Annotated in this window: 19 protein-coding genes and 7 tRNA genes (1 of these 26 running past the window's edge); 19 read left to right on the top strand and 7 right to left on the bottom strand. The window is 40.8% G+C overall.

The window, feature by feature from the left end; all coding sequences use genetic code 11:
• The first annotated feature begins 91 nt into the window (after positions 1-91).
• From J1C91_RS10805 to J1C91_RS10895, 19 genes are all read left to right on the top strand, one after another.
• Positions 92-406, top strand: coding sequence for a hypothetical protein (locus J1C91_RS10805; protein WP_061592353.1), 315 nt, complete (start codon positions 92-94; stop codon positions 404-406).
• Between the two features lie 18 nt (positions 407-424).
• Entirely contained in the window at positions 425-823 is a 399-nt protein-coding gene (locus tag J1C91_RS10810) for a hypothetical protein (protein ID WP_061592354.1), read from the top strand.
• A 181-nt stretch (positions 824-1,004) separates the two neighbouring features.
• On the top strand, positions 1,005-2,528 hold the full coding sequence (locus J1C91_RS10815) for an FtsK/SpoIIIE domain-containing protein (RefSeq protein WP_185776934.1): 1,524 nt from the start codon (positions 1,005-1,007) through the stop codon (positions 2,526-2,528).
• 204 nt (positions 2,529-2,732) lie between these two features.
• On the top strand, positions 2,733-3,986 hold the full coding sequence (locus J1C91_RS10820; protein WP_061592356.1) for a replication initiation factor domain-containing protein: 1,254 nt from the start codon (positions 2,733-2,735) through the stop codon (positions 3,984-3,986).
• Positions 3,983-4,423, top strand: a complete 441-nt coding sequence (locus J1C91_RS10825; RefSeq protein WP_061592357.1) for a hypothetical protein — start codon at positions 3,983-3,985, stop codon at positions 4,421-4,423. The genes J1C91_RS10820 and J1C91_RS10825 overlap by 4 nt, the downstream gene beginning before the upstream one ends.
• 5 nt (positions 4,424-4,428) lie before the next feature.
• Positions 4,429-5,217 carry a DNA methyltransferase gene (locus J1C91_RS10830; protein WP_125337917.1) on the top strand — a complete coding sequence of 263 codons (789 nt, stop codon included), beginning with the start codon at positions 4,429-4,431 and terminating at the stop codon, positions 5,215-5,217.
• 84 nt (positions 5,218-5,301) lie between these two features.
• A complete protein-coding gene (locus J1C91_RS10835; RefSeq protein WP_061592359.1) occupies positions 5,302-5,568 on the top strand; it encodes a hypothetical protein in 267 nt (88 codons plus the stop codon).
• Positions 5,569-5,579: 11 nt separating this feature from the next.
• The gene (locus J1C91_RS10840) at positions 5,580-6,029 is read left to right on the top strand and encodes an LPD11 domain-containing protein (RefSeq protein WP_061592360.1); all 450 of its coding nucleotides are present in this window, start codon (positions 5,580-5,582) and stop codon (positions 6,027-6,029) included.
• Positions 6,026-6,496 carry a hypothetical protein gene (locus tag J1C91_RS10845; protein ID WP_061592361.1) on the top strand — a complete coding sequence of 157 codons (471 nt, stop codon included), beginning with the start codon at positions 6,026-6,028 and terminating at the stop codon, positions 6,494-6,496. Before J1C91_RS10840 ends, J1C91_RS10845 begins: the two co-directional genes overlap by 4 nt.
• A 15-nt stretch (positions 6,497-6,511) precedes the next feature.
• Entirely contained in the window at positions 6,512-6,748 is a 237-nt protein-coding gene (locus tag J1C91_RS10850; protein WP_125337908.1) for an asparagine synthase, read from the top strand.
• Between the two features lie 79 nt (positions 6,749-6,827).
• The gene (locus tag J1C91_RS10855; protein WP_061592363.1) at positions 6,828-7,784 is read left to right on the top strand and encodes a conjugal transfer protein; all 957 of its coding nucleotides are present in this window, start codon (positions 6,828-6,830) and stop codon (positions 7,782-7,784) included.
• Positions 7,785-7,801: 17 nt separating this feature from the next.
• Positions 7,802-8,035, top strand: coding sequence for a TcpD family membrane protein (locus tag J1C91_RS10860; protein ID WP_002927209.1), 234 nt, complete (start codon positions 7,802-7,804; stop codon positions 8,033-8,035).
• Positions 8,036-8,039: 4 nt separating this feature from the next.
• A complete protein-coding gene (locus J1C91_RS10865) occupies positions 8,040-8,468 on the top strand; it encodes a TcpE family conjugal transfer membrane protein (RefSeq protein ID WP_061592364.1) in 429 nt (142 codons plus the stop codon).
• On the top strand, positions 8,452-10,965 hold the full coding sequence (locus J1C91_RS10870; protein ID WP_125337909.1) for an ATP-binding protein: 2,514 nt from the start codon (positions 8,452-8,454) through the stop codon (positions 10,963-10,965). The genes J1C91_RS10865 and J1C91_RS10870 overlap by 17 nt, the downstream gene beginning before the upstream one ends.
• Positions 10,965-13,316 carry a DNA-binding protein gene (locus tag J1C91_RS10875; protein WP_125337910.1) on the top strand — a complete coding sequence of 784 codons (2,352 nt, stop codon included), beginning with the start codon at positions 10,965-10,967 and terminating at the stop codon, positions 13,314-13,316. The genes J1C91_RS10870 and J1C91_RS10875 overlap by 1 nt, the downstream gene beginning before the upstream one ends.
• Complete coding sequence (locus tag J1C91_RS10880; protein WP_125337911.1) at positions 13,313-14,383, top strand: phage tail tip lysozyme; 1,071 nt, start codon at positions 13,313-13,315, stop codon at positions 14,381-14,383. The genes J1C91_RS10875 and J1C91_RS10880 overlap by 4 nt, the downstream gene beginning before the upstream one ends.
• A 21-nt stretch (positions 14,384-14,404) precedes the next feature.
• Positions 14,405-14,671: a hypothetical protein gene (locus J1C91_RS10885; RefSeq protein ID WP_125337912.1), complete on the top strand. Its 267-nt coding sequence runs from the start codon at positions 14,405-14,407 to the stop codon at positions 14,669-14,671.
• A 42-nt stretch (positions 14,672-14,713) separates the two neighbouring features.
• Positions 14,714-15,052 (top strand): DUF771 domain-containing protein, encoded by a 339-nt coding sequence (locus J1C91_RS10890; RefSeq protein ID WP_061595053.1) that lies wholly within the window; start codon positions 14,714-14,716, stop codon positions 15,050-15,052.
• A 52-nt stretch (positions 15,053-15,104) separates the two neighbouring features.
• The gene (locus J1C91_RS10895; RefSeq protein ID WP_125337913.1) at positions 15,105-16,250 is read left to right on the top strand and encodes a site-specific integrase; all 1,146 of its coding nucleotides are present in this window, start codon (positions 15,105-15,107) and stop codon (positions 16,248-16,250) included.
• A gap of 67 nt (positions 16,251-16,317) precedes the next feature.
• Here J1C91_RS10895 and J1C91_RS10900 read toward each other — a convergent pair.
• The 7 genes from J1C91_RS10900 to J1C91_RS10930 form a co-directional block, all read right to left on the bottom strand.
• Positions 16,318-16,401: transfer RNA gene (locus tag J1C91_RS10900), tRNA-Leu, on the bottom strand.
• A gap of 12 nt (positions 16,402-16,413) precedes the next feature.
• Positions 16,414-16,485: transfer RNA gene (locus tag J1C91_RS10905), tRNA-Gln, on the bottom strand.
• Between the two features lie 13 nt (positions 16,486-16,498).
• Positions 16,499-16,571: transfer RNA gene (locus tag J1C91_RS10910), tRNA-His, on the bottom strand.
• A 10-nt stretch (positions 16,572-16,581) separates the two neighbouring features.
• Positions 16,582-16,652: transfer RNA gene (locus tag J1C91_RS10915), tRNA-Trp, on the bottom strand.
• A gap of 8 nt (positions 16,653-16,660) precedes the next feature.
• Positions 16,661-16,741, bottom strand: a tRNA-Tyr gene (locus J1C91_RS10920).
• A 13-nt stretch (positions 16,742-16,754) separates the two neighbouring features.
• Positions 16,755-16,827, bottom strand: a tRNA-Phe gene (locus J1C91_RS10925).
• 5 nt (positions 16,828-16,832) lie between these two features.
• Positions 16,833-16,901 (bottom strand) — tRNA-Met (locus J1C91_RS10930) (it continues 5 nt past the right edge of the window).

Below are 16,901 nucleotides of genomic sequence, written 5' to 3' on the forward strand. Positions count from 1 at the left end.
AGTAAGACTATGAAATTGCCTCGTGCTCCTGCAGTTATTTTTTATTCAGAATCACATAAAAAAAACAAAAACAGAAATGAGGAAAAATTAAATGGCTGATTTACAAAAATTGCCAATTCAGGCAAAGGAAGTTATTGGAGCAGATGTCTATGCTGTTCCAACTGTAACCGAACGGGTCCCAAGTGGGAGAACAATGTTTGATCCCTACCGGATTTTCACTGTAAGCGGCGAAAAACAACAGGATGTGCAGGTCCGTGTAAACGGTTTGGATAATAGTTTCGTCCCTAACAAGCTGACTAAGGTTATTTTGGAAAATCTGACAATGACGGTTGGCAGCGTTCAATCTCGGGGCAAGACCAAGCGGGAAATTATCTTTACTGCTGATCGGATTAAACCTGCAAAATAAGAAAAGGAGTGATATTAAATGACTTTTAATGTGGATAAATTTAATCAAGGTACTGTTTATGATGTCCGGGCCAATCTCGGAAACTTGAAATTTCTTTCACTGGAAAAGCGACCGGTCTTTAAGGACGGTCAGCGGACGGATGAAATGGAAGTTACCCATGCAATCGTGTATTCTGACAAAATCGGGGATAATCTACAGCTGAAATTAGCTCTAGGAAAAACCTATGAAGAACTGCCGTTTATGACAGAGATCCAGATTATTGGCGCTGCTTCTCCTTTCATTTATAACTTTCCTAATGCGGTTGGCTTTGGGGACAACCGTCAAGAGATCACTGATTTTGGTTTCTCTTTGCGGGTTGATGGATATGAGCGCCTGGGGGGCATGAAGCAGCCACCTAAGGAAGAAAAAGCTGGTTAAAACTGGCTTTTCTTGCTGAAAGGGGGTGTCTGAAATATCGGTTATTCGTGAGGTGTTGACCTATCGAGGGGTGAAGATTCGTCCCTGGATGTTGAAGATTAATGCGATTTTGCAAGGATTTATTAGTCTTATCTTTTTGTCAGGGATAGCTTTTTTGGCTTATTGTAACCTGGAGCGGTTGATGGATATGGATAAGGTGCTCCTGGTCTTTCTTGGTAGTTTACTACTGCTGGTTCCGTTCTTAACAAGATTCTTACACCGTTATTTTGAGGAGCGTTTTCTCTTTTACAAGAAGTGTATCCGCTTGTATATCATGGCCCGCTTTCTCAAGGATCATAGTTTTTATATAGAGAAGGAAAAAAAGACAGAAAAGGGGGTAAAAAGAAAAATTGCCTTTCCGAAAGTCTATGTAAAACAGAAGTCTTATGAGTTGTTTATTTCCCTGGAACTCCAGGGAAATAAATTTCAAGAGCAGTTTCTGAATTTGGGTTCAGAGTTTGAAACAGCCTTCTTTATGGATTTTATGGATAAGGTAGACGGGGAAAAGTTTGTTGTCTATCAATTAGCCTATGCTGCCTTTCTCAATCGGATCCATGCTAGCGAGGTCACTTATGATCCCAAAAAAGGAATCAAACTGGCTAAAAATCTATGGTGGAATTTTGTTGAATCCCCCCATTTGCTTGTTGCTGGAGGAACTGGCGGCGGGAAAACAACTTTTATCCGTGCCGTCCTCATTGCCCTGCTCAAAATTGGTGTAGTGGATGCCTGCGATCCCAAACGGGCTGATTTTGTTCCCTTGGAAAACCTGGAGGTTTTGAAAGGCAGAATCCATTACGATACAGAAAAGATTGTATCGTGTTTTGAAAATGGTGTAGAGATTATGCATAATCGGATGGCTACCATGCGGAAGCTGGCCGCTGAACGGGGAGAAAAAGAATTGGGTTCTTTTGATAAGTATGGGTTAGAGCCTTATTTTATTCTCTGTGATGAATTTAATTCCTTGGTTGCTTCCATGGAGAGCGGAAACTATGTATTAAGGGAGCGCTTTATGGCTGCAGACAAGCAGTTGATTTTACAGGGCCGGCAAGCCGGGGTCTTTCTGATTAAGCTCATGCAAAAACCTAGCGCTCAGGATCTCCCGACTATCATTCGGGACAATATGATGTTCCATATCTCAATCGGAAAACTCAGTGATACTGGGTATCCGATGATGTTCGGGGATGAGAATAAAAACAAACGGTTTAAAAATTATACTCGCCTAGCCGGTAAGCGGGTTTACCGTGGTTATGCGGCCGTTGTCGGTGAGTTGGCCCAGGAGTACTACAGCCCATTGGTCACTAAGGATTTTAATTTCTATGATGTCTATGAAGCCTATCCTAGAATTGCCAATCCTTTCAATCCTTTAGAAAAAAACAAAGAAGGACTCCCAAGTTTGCCAGTTGAGGCTATGGCTCAACAAACAAGCCTAGCTGATTTTGCTAAAGAGAATGATTTGCCTTTGTCTACGGCCAGAAAAATCATGGAACTACTGGTAGAAAACGGCTATGAGGTGGAATCTTCTGCAGGTGCTGCCCTGTCTGACCAGGTCCAGAACTTGTTAGTCCAGATTATGGCGGATAAAGAGTTGACTAATGACACCTATAAGGTCGTTGTCAAGCGGATAGTGGACCGTCAGGAGGAATTAGCGTCCGGTGCTGTGCAGTGAGTGCAGTGCCCGCCTGGGCGGGAAAGCACGTCCGCACGGCTGCACAAGCCGGAGTGGTGAGGCCTGCCCAGGGCAGGCTGAAACCTTCCTACCCCCGTTTGGTAATACGGGGGTAGGGGTAGGTACAAGAAAGTGTGAAAAATAGTGTCAGCTCAAGGAATTTCGCCCTAAATAGCTGATAAAATTAGTAAGAAAGTGAGGACTATGTTTGATTACAAAGAATTGAAGCGAATCCGCCGACACCTGGGCTTTTCGCTGAAAGAATTTTCAGCGCTCCTAGATGTAAACTATAACACTTATAAGAAAATCGAGATTGGGGAGCGGGAACTTCCCAAGGTTTCCCAGAAAAAGTTTCAGCGGCTATTTTTCAACCAGCAGAAACTCAAGGGAACCCGGTTAGAAGGAAAGATTGACTATCTGCGGGTTCGATTTAAAACCTTAGATTATAAGACCATTATTGATAAGGTATTGCGCCTGGGGGAAAAACAATTTTCCGAACAAAAAAAGGGCCTTTATTCTTATCATTATAAGATTGAGTTCCAAAATATCAATATTTACTGGTCAGAGAATGATCATCACATGGGAACCTTGGTAGAGTTTTCGGGGGCTGGCTGCCGTCAGTTTGAATACTACCTGCAGACAGAACAAAAGCGAGACTGGAAGGATTTTGTTTGTTCTTGCGTCAGCTTTGCCCAAAAATCTACGGCTTCTCCAGAAGCTGCAGCGGATTTTTTGAAGTTTACCCGCTTGGATATCGCTTTAGATGAGCTATACAATCCAGAGGGCAACTATCCCCTGCCTGATTTAAAAGACCGTTACGATAAAGGCTTGATTGAGACAAAAGCAAAATCATTCCAGTTGGTAGATAAGTCATCTGGAAGCCAGTCTCAAGGCAAGTCTTTTTATTTTGGGTCAAGAAATTCTCCTGTCTTTTTCAACTTTTATGAGAAAGACCTGGAGCAAGCGGGTAAGTTGGATGTGCCTGTGGAGTTTGTCCGTGAGTATTACCAATTTAAAAATCGGTATGAGGTCCGTCTCAATGATGAAGCGGCTAACCAGTTTGTGAAAGAGTGGGCGGAAAGTTATCAATTTGATGTGGCCGGCAGAGCAGTTGGTCTAATCAATGATAAAATCCATGTCTATAAGCAGACCAGAGGCGGCCGGCAGTTGGATTCGGATTGGTATGCCTTGATGGGATCCTATGAGGCTTTTAAGTTCGTCATGTGTCCTGAGCTTTGTGAAATAGGAGTCAAGGAATATCGTTGGATTGAGCGGAGTGTGGCCCGTACCTTAAAAAGGGTCTTGATGTTGGAGGAAATCCGAGGGGTCAAAAAATTATCTCAGATTATCCGGGAGGCGGTGCTTTCAGATGATGATGAGAAACAGTTTCTTTCTCTAATCGAGGAGGAAGGTTATGCGGATTCCTATGAAAACCTAGTAAGAAAGGCGGTCCTATGATTGAGGCTTATTTAAAAGCATACTATGAAGCTTATGGCAATTATACAGGCTTGTTGGTTAATGTGGTCCTGGCGATTCCTAATCGGGAATACTATGAGCCGGAAGTTTCTAGTTTTCAGTATCAGGAAATGCGCCAGGAGCTAAATCTTCTACGTCAGAAGCGTTATTCTTCTGCCTATCTGAATGATCGTGCGGTTGCTCTCAAATTCAAGAACCAAACACGGGCTTACCTGCAGGCGCTGGATGATCTAGCTTTGGAAAAAAAGCAGGAGCTGCTTCTCTCTCTTTTCTCCTATGAGGAATCTGTTCAAGAGTATTTTTTGCGAATAACGATTGATAGGCATAGAATGATTCGTCGGTTGCTCTCAGAACTGAGAGAGTTTCTAAAAGTTTCTGGTTTGGGTCGATTGCAGTTAGACAGAGGGGGGAGTGTATGAAACAAATGACAGTTTGGGCGCTTTTTGACAGTGGCAATGGCAGTTATACAAAAGGTGTTCAGGCTCTAAATGATTCCAAGGAGACAAACATTGATATTTATCCTGTTGGGATAGACATTGAAGGCAAGAATGAGCATTTTATTAGTCTGGATCTTGCGGATTATGGACGGCTTTTCGGAGATAATAAGATGTTTGAAACGCTGGATCAGTTACCTAGGCCTGATTTGATTATTGCCAGTCCACCCTGTGAGAGTTGGTCTAATGCTTCCGCTATGGATCAGGGTAATGCCTGTTGGAAACGAAATGATGTATCAGACAGTCTATTTGCTCCTCAGGTGCAGCCATCTCCTTTTACTATTCGTTCCAATGATGACTATGAAAAAGCTCCTATCAATTACCGATATGAGCACCAGTTCTTGAAACGAATCAATGGAGAATTGACCGTTTTTAATACGATTGAAATTATTAAGCGTTACAATCCTCTGTTTTGGGTCATTGAAAACCCTGCAGGTGATCGTTTATGGCCGTATATTGAAGATATTATTGGTTTCAAAATTCCATATAAAAATTTAACTAGGTACAACAATTATGACTATCCTTTGCAAAAGAGGACGACATTTGCAAGTAATGTCTATCTTAATCTAAAAAAAGAAATTATTAAGCCAGAAATGACTTTGAAAAATTTCTCCAAGTCTTATAATGAGCGTTCAAATATTCCGCAAAAGTTGGTGGCGGATATTTTTAATGTCATATATAAGGCTTATATTTTTGAATTAAAGAAAAAAGGAGCATAAAGGAAATGGGAAAAGAATTCATTATTAGAAGCCCATCCATAAGATAGTTATTTATGGATAAAATACTAGAAATGAGGTACAAGAATGGCACAAGGAACTTTGGAAAAAGAAATTTTATCATTGACAGCCCAGCTTTCAGAACTATTGATTGCTCACAATTACCGGGAAGCCTATACGATTGCAGGAACGCTTAACAGTAAGTTAAAAGGGGACATGGTGATTGCCCTTCCGATTGATCAGATCCGGGAAATCCAGACTCAACTGCGGATCTACTACAGGCAAAATGAGAAATTAAACACCATTTCTCAAAGCATGTACGGTACTGGCAAGCGACTAGCGGCCCTTGTTTAGGAGTCGGTGACATGGAATTTGCGATTGTGACAAATACGGAGACGGGACAAAGGGGGCGTTTCCCCTTGCCTTTTCAGATTAGCGCTTTGGAAAAAATCGGAGTGACAGAATCTTTCAAAGGCCAACTCTATGTCTTGCCAGAGGAAGATGATACTTTTGGTTACGGTCTGGACGGTTTTTTGGAATTATCTGAGCTAAAAGCCTACTTGGAAGATTACAAAAACCGCCAAAATCCTTATCATTTTGATTATATGATGTTAAGTAGATTACAGACAGACTGTGACTATTTTTTAGGTTATGGCGATCGGTATGAGGGGCATCTTTGGGCTGGTAATGTCCCGGATCAGATTGCGGAAATGAAAAAATTGTGGAAGAAATTTCCAGAGGGTGAAAAGCCTGAATGGTTGACTTGGGAAGAAATTTTACAGTATGAAAGGAGAATGACTGAGGAGGACAAATGATTGCAAATATTCGGGTGCTGACGGATGGCAATAGCCGGTCTTTATGCCAGTTGGATTTGATGAAATTCAGTAAAGAGGCGGTATTGGCCAGAATGGAAGAAAGAGGAATTAAGGAAGATTCCTTTTTCATTTGTGGCTTTTCTGATTGGGAAGTTGATTCAATCATGTCCCTGCAGGAAGCCTATCTTTTAAAAAAAGTGATCCTGGAGTTGTACGACGGGGATGATTTCTTGGTACAACACATGTTAAAACATCATCAATCTCCCAGCTTTATCATGAGCCACTACTACCGCTTTGTTTCTAAAGATGAGACTGCTTTGATGAAGCAGCTCCTGGAGGGGGCTGATATGGATAGCGTAGTGGAATTTTTCTTCCAGGCTTCCAGCTGGGTTAGGGCCATCCAGGCTTATATAGATCAGGGAGTGGTACTTAATACCAGCAAAGGGTTCTATGTATCATGTGAATGAAGAAAGGAGGTAAGCATGCCTGTTTACACTATTCATAAGGATTTTTCGAAAGAAGAAAATCCTTACTCAGTTTGGCGTGATGACGGGGAATTGATTGAGGATGACTTATCGTACGGCGAAGCGGTTTATTGGTGCTTCCGGGAACTACAGGAATATGTAGATCAAACTAGGATTACGAAGCAACAGATGGATGCCGTGATGGGCGACATTGAGGCTTACGATGAGCTTGTTCTTAACCTGGTTCCGGCCTAGCGTTAACTAACTTTCCGTTTTAGCAGACAATTTTAAAAATGTCCGTTTTAGTGGAAAATATATGTAAAGGAGAATAAATTTGAATGTAAAAAAATGGTTTTCTCAACTAAAAAAGGAGGTTGGGAAAGTAAAGTTTCCCAAACCAAACAAAAGCAAGGTAGAGCTCAAACCTCGGAGAATCAGTCAGAAGGCGGCTAATCGTTTGCTTCTGGGCTTTGTGGCTGGGGTCGTACTCTTATCAACCCTAACCATTGTTTCCAACACCTTTCGTAGTTTGAGGAATGATAAAAACCAAATTCAGGTGACAAACAAAAACACTCGGACCTATTCTAACCAAGTCAGTCTCTTTATGATGGACTTTTTAAATGTTTATTTCTCAGAGAATAGTGCTGAAAATCAAGCTAAACTAAAGGAATACTATGGATCAGGCATTGATATTAAAAACACAGAAAACAACCGAATGGATAGTCAGCTAACAGGTGCTACCTTAGTAGAGGTGACAGATAATTTAGCGACTTATCGGGTCACTTATTCTGTTAAGGCAGGGGAGGAATGGCAATCAAACTATGGCTTGCTTCATATTCCTTATGCCGTTAAGGATAATAAATTCTATGTTTCAGACTTGCCTTATTTCACTAAGGAAAATTCTTATACGGCCAAATATGTGAAAGCTGGCATCCACTTGCAAGACCAGCAGGACAGTAAACAAGAGTTTGACAAAGCCAAAGAGTATGTCAAAGCTCTATTTACAGCTTATACCAGCGGTGATAAAACACAGCTAACCCCTTTTTCAAAGGATATTCAGCCCTTGGAAGGTTACCAGCTGACATCTATTGATTATTCTTACTTTATTACGGATAAGGACCATAAAGATAAGCTAGTGGATGTACTGCAAGTTACCTTTACGGACGGTTTGGGGCTGTCCCATCAAGAAAATTTTGTGGTCACTTTGAAAGTAGATAAAGAAAATGATACGTTCCGTGTTCAAAGTTTTGAGCATGGGATTGCTGAAAAATACCAAAAACAAATGAAGTAAAGGAGAGTAGGTAACGAATGAAAGAAGTTATCCTTTTATTGTTGAAAGACGTAGGGGCTTGGGGTGCCCTTGGAATTGGTGCAGGAGCTGGTATTGTTACATTTTTAACAGATCGGTCCGGCGGAAAAATTTTGAAGTCTATTGGAATTGGTTTGGCCGTCGCTTTTTTCTGCTACCAACCAGAATTGGTGTTGAACAAAGTCTCTGAAATCTTGTCTACACTGGTTAATCTTTTCAAGATTGGTGGGTGAGGCAATGGCATTTGAGAAAAAAGATAAGCGATTATATCACTATCGCTCTGCTTTTGAGCAGCCAACCTGGATTCAAAAATTTTCCGATCGTTTTTCTCTGCCTAACGCAATCAAGCTGTCTACACTTGGCTGGACGGCTTTTTTGTTTTTGGCTTATTATTGGCTATTTTCAAATTTTGTAACGAAAGTTATTCCAATTCCTATGCCGTTTTGGATTGGGGTTGGGACACCTATCATTTGGAGTTCAGGGATTATCCTATCTGATTTTACGATTGAGCAGCAGAAAATCAGTCGTTTTATCCGTGACTATCTAAAATTTTATCGGGTTTATGGCCGAAAACGTAAGCTGAAATATCTGAATGATGGTATTTTGTATTACAAACCAGATTATATCTTAAAGAAAGAGGGGAAATTGAGTGAAACTAACGAATGAAATTGTAGATATTGTTGATAACCTGATGTTAAAAAAAGATGGCAGTGTCTTTGCCTTGTATGAGGTCAATCCCCAAGACATTAATCCAGTAGACTTTACCAAAAAGGAAAAATTTAAGGCATCTGTTGAAGCCTGGTTAACTAATATTAAAAACTATGGCGACGTGGATATTGTCATGCTTCCTTTTCAAAAAGACCTACTAAAAAAATTTCAGAAGCTTTCTCAAAACTTTGCGATCGATACCGAAGCTATGGCCTATTCAGTCCTTGAAAAGTCCTATGATTATCTGTTGTCATCTAAAGAATTATGCGACTATCATTACTTTATCAGTATTCCTCTGAAATCTTTTACTATTTCCGTGGACTTAAAAGAAGTAATCAAGGATTCTATCAATACAGCTTCTGATTTTCTGGTAGAGAGCTTGGGGCTTCAAAAAAGCATAATGGAAGGGTGGGAATTAAAGTACGAAAAACAACGGGCAGAACTGGAAAAAGATTTGTCCCTGCTCGATTATCGCCGGCTGTCAACTCGAGAGACGATTTTTGTTAATCGCTATTCATATTTACATTCTTTGAACGTTGATAAAGAATATGAAGTGAATTTGGTTGAAAATTGGATTGATAACCTGGGAGACAAGAATATTGATTACAAGCGTATTAATGTTCTGGAGTTCCAAAATGAAGAAGGCTCTCAATATGTTGCTTTTCTTCCAGTGGCTTATAAGCCAGAAAATGCCTCCTATCTGCATTTTATCGAAAAAGCGCAGTCATTAGGGTTTCCGGTAGAAGTTTGGACCAAGGCTAAGTTTGCCAAGGTCAAGGGGCTGCCCTTTAACAATATCCGGACCAAGGCCCGCAATGTCCGCTTGAAATTGAAAGGGGCTCAGACAGAATCTGCAGAAGCAGATAGTGTACAGAAAAATTCTGTTGGCCAGAGTAAATACCTGGTAGAGGATATTGAATCTAAAATTGAAGATGGTATTCCTATTCTTAACTACCTGCAGACTTTGGTCGTTTTTGATAGCGATTTGAGGGTTTTAAAGCAGAAAATTAACTTGCTGATGGAAGAAATGAAAAGTCGTAAAATCAAAATCTCTCGGGCCACTCCTTACCAATTATATCTGTTTGCCAAAAATCGCTTTGGAGAACTGCTTCAATCCGAGGATAAAAACTTTATCCAAATTGATGAAGTCGGAGCTTTAGCAGAAGACTTGTTTTTTGTCACTCAAAAAGTTGGTCAAGATACTGGCTTTTACTTTGGGATGATTGACAGTCAGCTGAGCTCTTGGCACGGTCGTTATGAAGAGGCCATAGCCGCTTCTGACAAACCGGTCTTTGTCAATATTCTGGAGGCGAATGAAAAGGTAGAGGGAAAAAGTACCGATAATCCGCATATCTCTGTTACAGGTGATACTGGTCAGGGGAAAACTTTTGCCATTTCTTACATTTTCTATTATGCTAGTTTGCTGAACTGCCAAACGCTCTACATTGATCCGAAAATGGAAAAGCGCTACTGGTATAACAAACTTTTGAAGGAGCTGGAAGAAAAGGATATCTATCCAGAAATTCAGGATTATATCCGGAGCATCCACTTTGTGACTTTGGATTATACAAAACCTGAAAATCATGGAGTGCTGGATCCATTGGTCTTTTTAAGCGGGGAGCAGGCAAAGGACCTGATTCTTTCAATGGTCAACGAATTCATGCCTCTGGATGGTAAGGATAAATTTGAGACTGAACTTTCTAAGATGATTCGGGTCTTTGCGGCCAAACGGGCCAATGGTGAAAAAGTAGGAACCTTGTCCGTCATTCAAGAATTGATGAAATCTGATGTTGAGAAAGTCCGAGAGACAGCTGAGAATCTATTGGAAAAAGTGACTGCTTCTGTATTGAGTTTGGTCTTTTCATACGGTACCAATTCAGCCGTTGACCTGACTGCTCGTAATACGATTCTGGAAATTGCGCATTTGGATTTACCAGCAGATGAACACTCAGAATTGACCTTACAAAATAGAAAAGCTATGGCGGTGCTCTATGCTTTGGGTGATTTTTGTATTAAATTTGGTGAACGAGATTACGGACAAAAAACTGTAATTGGTCAAGATGAAGCCTGGGTATTGAGTATCACAGCTTATGGCCGAGGCCTCCAGGACCGAATCAAACGGGTTGGCCGCTCTCAAAATAATTTCTATGTTTTTACTTCTCAACTGCCGGAGGATTCCAACCGAGCAGACGGAGAAGCAACATCATTTGGAACTTATCTTTGTTTCCATAATGATACTCCTGGATCTGCTGAAAAGGTCCTCTCTCGTCTCAAAGTGGAGGTGACAGAAGATAGTAAGGCCTGGTTTGATAATTTGACCAAGGCTCAATGTCTCATGAAAGATACGCACGGTCGGGTAGAACGGATTACCGTTGATGGCCTATTCTTCCCAAAAGTTAGCGAACTTTTCAGAACAGTTCGCAACCAAGAAAATCAAAAAGAGGAGGTAGCTTAATGAACAAGAAACGGATGAAATGGATTTTCTTCATTCTTATCTTGACTTGTTTTCCCGTAGTTCTTGTATATGCCAACGGTGCTCCGATGCCAGGTGCAAATAATTTTAATACAAATACTCCTGCTTCTAATACTGGAACTGGAGCTCCTCAACCAGGAGCCAACGGATTTAATACGAACACTTCACAGAATAATTCCAATACTGGATATGCTCCTCCTAATATACAGGAAGCGCAGGCTAGAGAGGCTCAGAATAAAAAGAAAAAGGAGGAAAAAAAGAAAAAAGACGAAAAAAAAATCGAAAAAGATGACGATTATCAATCTATTCAAAAGAAAGCTGAAAATGTTGACAAAACCCTTAAGAACAAAAATGCTTCTACCAAGGATATTAAAAAAGCTGGGGAAGATATAGAAGATATTAATAAGTATATTGAACAGAACAAGGACAAGGAAGATGCTTCTCAAATTCAGGGGCTGAAAACAACTCAAAATAACTACAATGAACAAGTGGGAAGTAAGCTAGATGATGCCAAAGCACGGGAGGAAGCTCAGGAATACCTGGACAATGCCAGAGAAACAGTCAATCCAGCAGATATGTCTAAGCTGACTTCTTACATTTATGTAGAAGGTGGCTTCTTTAATTCTGATGATCTTTTTCCTAAAGCCGTCAATGCAATTGCTCAAGGAATCTTTTTCTTGGTCAAAGCAATCTATTGCTTAGTTATCATCATTTTGGAACAGGTTTTTACAGCGAACACTTATAAAGAGCTAGATAAGGTTGTTGGTTTCTCGGCTAACTTTTTCAATACTTTCATGACGGACTATAAATATCTGGTTTATGGATTGGCTCTTTTTGGTGGCCTGACAGAATTTTTCAAAACTCGCCGGTTTCCTATTTGGTCTTTCCGCTTTCTTTTGGTCTGGTTTGTGGCGGCCTTACTTTATCAGCCAGCATACTTTCAGCCTAATTATGGTGATTCCCAGGTACCTGCAAGTTATAATCTTTCAGTCCTAGTTAAGATGGCAGACGGACTGGGACAAGATATGACTTCTACTGCTATAAAAGGATTTGATACTATTGATGCAGATAATGCAACCTTGTCTAGTCAAAATGGGAAAAATAATATTGACTCAGTTAAGAATGCAATTTTCGACAAGCTTGTTTATGAACCGTTTCTTGCCCTTAATTTCACATCATCAAATAAAGACGACATTCCAGTAGACAAGGTCAAAGATCTATTTATAACAAAAGGTGACCCAAAGAAAGTTGAAGATTTTGCAAAGGGAAATGAAAAAATTGAACAAGTTTCCTTTGGTTCGGTTGGTGTCAAGATTTTCACAGCCTTTGCGGCCTTTATAAAAGCGCTGGTTATTGGCTTTGCTTTAATTGTTATTGGGTTAATCTCAATTGTCTTTAAATATCTTGCTTTACTGATGATTGTTTGTTCGGTTATTTTGCTCTTTATCGCCATGATTCCAGGTTTTGAACAAGTTCTTGGCAACGCAAGTAAGAAACTGATGCAGTTTGCCTTATTAGGCGGTCTTGGTCTCTTCTTTGTGCGAGCTTTTCTGTATGTCAATGGCTTGGTCGAAGGTGCCGCTGGCGGTATGAACGATATTTATTTTTGGTCTGCTATTATTCAAGGGCTGATTTGGATTGTTCTCTATCGTTGCCGTCACCTGTTGGGCGGTCTCTTTGTCAAGGGAACCATTTCTGCTCAGGAGTTGGCTCAGAAAGCTCAGTTTAACTTTGATCGCTTTTCTATGCCAAAACTTTCTACAGCTACAGAAAGCTATGGACCTAGTCAAACTGTTCGACCGGCTAACTTTTCCTCTGATACTATTCCTGTGGCATCTCCTCAGGCAAGTTTTAAAAAGTCCTTGGGTACCTTGTTTAGAGCCGGTAAAAATGCAACAGTACAAGCCTATGACCGCTTAAGATATGGCAAGGAAGACACATTGGATAAGCAACTGTCTCAACAACGGAGGGCAGATTTCAAGCGTCAGTTGCAAGATCGAGCAGAAGGCTTACAGGACTTGTTTGCAGCTGCAAAAGGTGAGTCTCTCAGAGCTAAGGTCCATGACTTGGCTGGCGATACAGATACACCTGTCCAGTTAGCTCATCAAGAGCGGCAATACCGTAGACAAGAGCGCTTGGAGCGTACAGAGAAGCGGCGACAAGATTCTATCAATTTTGACCGTTTCCGAGATGAAAGGCGTAGAAATATGGAACCAGGATTTAAGAATGATTGGAAAGAGCGTTTGTCAGCACCGAAGTTGAAACGAGAATGGCAAAAGCAGCAACACCAAAATAATCCAGCGGATGAATTATTTGAGAAAGGGGTAAAATGAAAGCAATTAAGCGAGGACTAATCGGGTTAGGGACTGTTTCAGTTCTTTTCTTTACTCTTGTTTTTCTGGTGATTGGCAGTGGTTCAGTTGATTCTCAAACTTATTCGGCTACTTCTGGAGGGATTTCTGTTTCTGCCCAAGAGTTTGCCCAGAAATTTACAGAGAAGACGGGCCGTCAGTTGAGTGAAGAAAATGCACAGACTGCTTTAGATTTTGGAGCCCGGCTAATGAACCAGCACCACTTCACCTTACAGGGGACAAGTGGCAGTCTGGCTGTAGCTTATCGGGAATGCGGCTTTGATCATACAGCCGTTAATCCTAGTGGTGGTGTCGCCGGTTTCTATCAGTGGTCTGGGTGGTCCAGTACCATTAATGGTGATCGCTGGGCCCAAGCCAAAGAAAAAAAGCTAGATAAGCAAATCCAAATAGACCTGATGAGTGCTGAATTAGAGGGGCCTTATGCCCAAGTGGTCGAAAAGGTTGGACCTAGCACAGATCCTAAGCAAGCAGCCCGAGATTGGTCGCAATATTATGAGGGAGTAGCAATCAGTGATTCTCAGACCAAAGTCAGTGATATTGAACAATGGGCGGAGGTTATCTATGATATTTTAAAGGATGCCCAAGCAACCTTTAATCAGGAAAATAATACAGGTTCTAGCTCGGTAGCTGTACCAGAGGGCTGGGGGAATATCAGCCAGTATGACGGTCATGCTTATGATGGTAGTGGCTCTTATCCAGCAGGCCAGTGTACATGGTACGTGTTTAATAGGGCAAAACAGCTCGGTATCCAGTTTGATTCTTTCATGGGAAATGGCGGTCAGTGGTGGCAAAAAGCTGGTTATAAATCTAGTCATACGCCTAAGAAGCATACTGCTGTCTCGTTTGTCCAGGGGCAGGCTGGCTCTGATCCTACTTATGGCCACGTGGCATTTTGTGAGGAGGTTAGGTCTGACGGTTCAGTCTTGATTTCTGAAATGAATGTTGTTGGGGTGCCAGCTATGACAGTGGGCTACAGGGTTTTCGATGCCAATACGGCTAAGCAGTTTTGGTATGTGGATGGACATTAAAAATGGAAATGGAGAAATAAAATGAAAACATTAACTAAAGAAAAAGCGGAATCTCTTGGAATTTCTAAATATGTGAAGCGTCCGATTCCAGCTTATGCTATTCAGATTGTTCCTGAAAACAAAGAATGGCTGGAACAGGAGGAGCGATTAGACCTTGATAACTTGACTGTTCAGACCCTTGAAGGTCAATTCAATTTTGGGATTGGTGATTATCTCATCATTGGAAATGACAATGAAGTCTGGACTGTCAAGGAAAAGATTTTTGAAGCAACATATGAGCAAGTCTAAGAAATAGGCTTGCTTATTGTTTTGTGAAAGGTGAGACAAACTATGAATAAATTGATTGTTAATTTAGAAAATATTACTATTGCTCTTCCAGAAGATAAAGTCATTATTGAAAAGGGAGAGTATGAGGAGCTGAAAAAGAATGCTAACAAAGGAAAATATATGACTATGAATGAGCTTTTGGAGCTGCTTTCAGTTAGTCGTCCTTGGTTAATTGAACATATCCTTTATCGGCCATCGATTAAGCAGGAAATTGATATTGAACAAAATCCCAAAGGTTTTGTTAAGTATCCAAGCGCTCAGGGTGGGAAATATTTATTTTTAGCTTCAAAAACAAAGGAATACTTTGAAAAGAATTTTCGGGAAATTCTTATTGGAGCATGATATAATAGTCGGGACAAAGTCTTGATTATCGCTTTTTTAGGAAGGGGTAAATATGGCTATATCATATAGACAGCGAGGTAAGAAGAAATTATGGGACTATAGGGTCTTTGACAGTAAAAAGAAAGTGATTGCATCTAATTCTGGTTTTCGGACAAAGAAAGAAGCTCAGATTGAAGCTCTTGCTTTTGAGATGAAAGTAAAAAATGGAGTAGTCGTTGATAGAGAAGTTACTCTGTATCAGTTATGGGAGCGTTGGTTTGAATTACAGATTCTACCTTTAGGAAAATCAGAATCTGCTTTAAACAAACATAGATTCCGTGGGAAGATTATACAGAAGTATTTTCAGGATAAACCGGTATGTGATATTCGATCAAGTGAATACCAGGAAATTATAAATGTTTATGCTAGAACAAATAGTCGGGATAATGTTAGCCGTTTAAACTCTGAAATTAAGAAAGTCATTATTTTTGCAAAAAGGGATAAGATTAATATTCATGATTTTGCTGAAGGAGTTATATTGTCTGGGCGACCTTCTCCTAAAGGGAAGAAAGATAGGTATATCCATAGTCTAAAAGATTATGCACGTTTAGCATTTTATCTTGAAGAACACTTGGATTATAGAAAATCTGTAGTTCCTTTCCAGCTATATGTGCAACTAAAGACAGGTTTGCGAGCTGGTGAGGTTTCGGGATTGAGTTGGGATTGTGTTCTCTGGGAGCGTCAAGGTATCCGTACCTATCGTCGTTATGATACAGTAAGAAGACGATGGACAAAGCCTAAAACTGAGGACTCTATCCGATTTATTCCAGTTGACTTTAAAGTTATAGAAATCCTTAGAAATTTGAAAAATATCCAAGAAGAATTATTGCCATTCTATGGACTAGAGAATCCAGACAATGTAGTTTTTTTTGATTTATTCAATGGTATAAGTAGCAATAATACGGTGAATAAATGGCTTAAAAATATACTCCAGGAGTTGAATATTAAACCATTAAATATGACAAGTACAGGGTTAAGGCATAGTTATTGCAGCTCTCTTTTAGCAATGGGGATTGATATTTGGGCTGTTTCAAAGCTTATGGGTCATAAGGATATAACTGAAATAACAGAAACTTATGGACATTTAATCAAAGAAAAAGCAGATGAAGAGAATAATAAAGTGAGAAATCTATTGTCTCAGCTAAATGAAAAAGTGTAAAGTTGACCAAAAGTTGACCAAAAATAAAAGAAACGCTGATAAGACAACGTTTCTAAAACTTAAGCAATACCGGCGGCCGGGGTCGAACCGGCACGTCCTTGCGGACACTGGATTTTGAGTCCAGCGCGTCTGCCAATTCCGCCACGCCGGCTCAAGTTTTTAACTGGGGTAGCTGGATTCGAACCAACGCATGAGGGAGTCAAAGTCCCTTGCCTTACCGCTTGGCGATACCCCAATAATAATAAATAGGCGAGTGATGGGGATCGAACCCACGCATGCCAGAGCCACAATCTGGTGTGTTAACCACTTCACCACACCCGCCATATTTAAACACGGGCAGTAGGAATTGAACCCACACTGAAGGTTTTGGAGACCTTAGTTCTACCTTTAAACTATGCCCGTAAAGGTTATGGAAGGGGAGGGATTCGAACCCCCGAACCCGAAGGAGCGGATTTACAGTCCGCCGCGTTTAGCCTCTTCGCTACCCTTCCGATTATAAATTTATGGCGCGAGACGGAATCGAACCGCCGACACATGGAGCTTCAATCCATTGCTCTACCAACTGAGCTACCGAGCCAATTATTGCGGGAGCAGGATTTGAACCTACGACCTTCGGGTTATGAGCCCGACGAGCTACCTAGCTGCTCCATC

This window comes from Streptococcus sanguinis (genome assembly GCF_050222175.1).
In the GTDB taxonomy this organism is placed as follows: Bacteria; Bacillota; Bacilli; order Lactobacillales; family Streptococcaceae; genus Streptococcus; species Streptococcus sanguinis_M.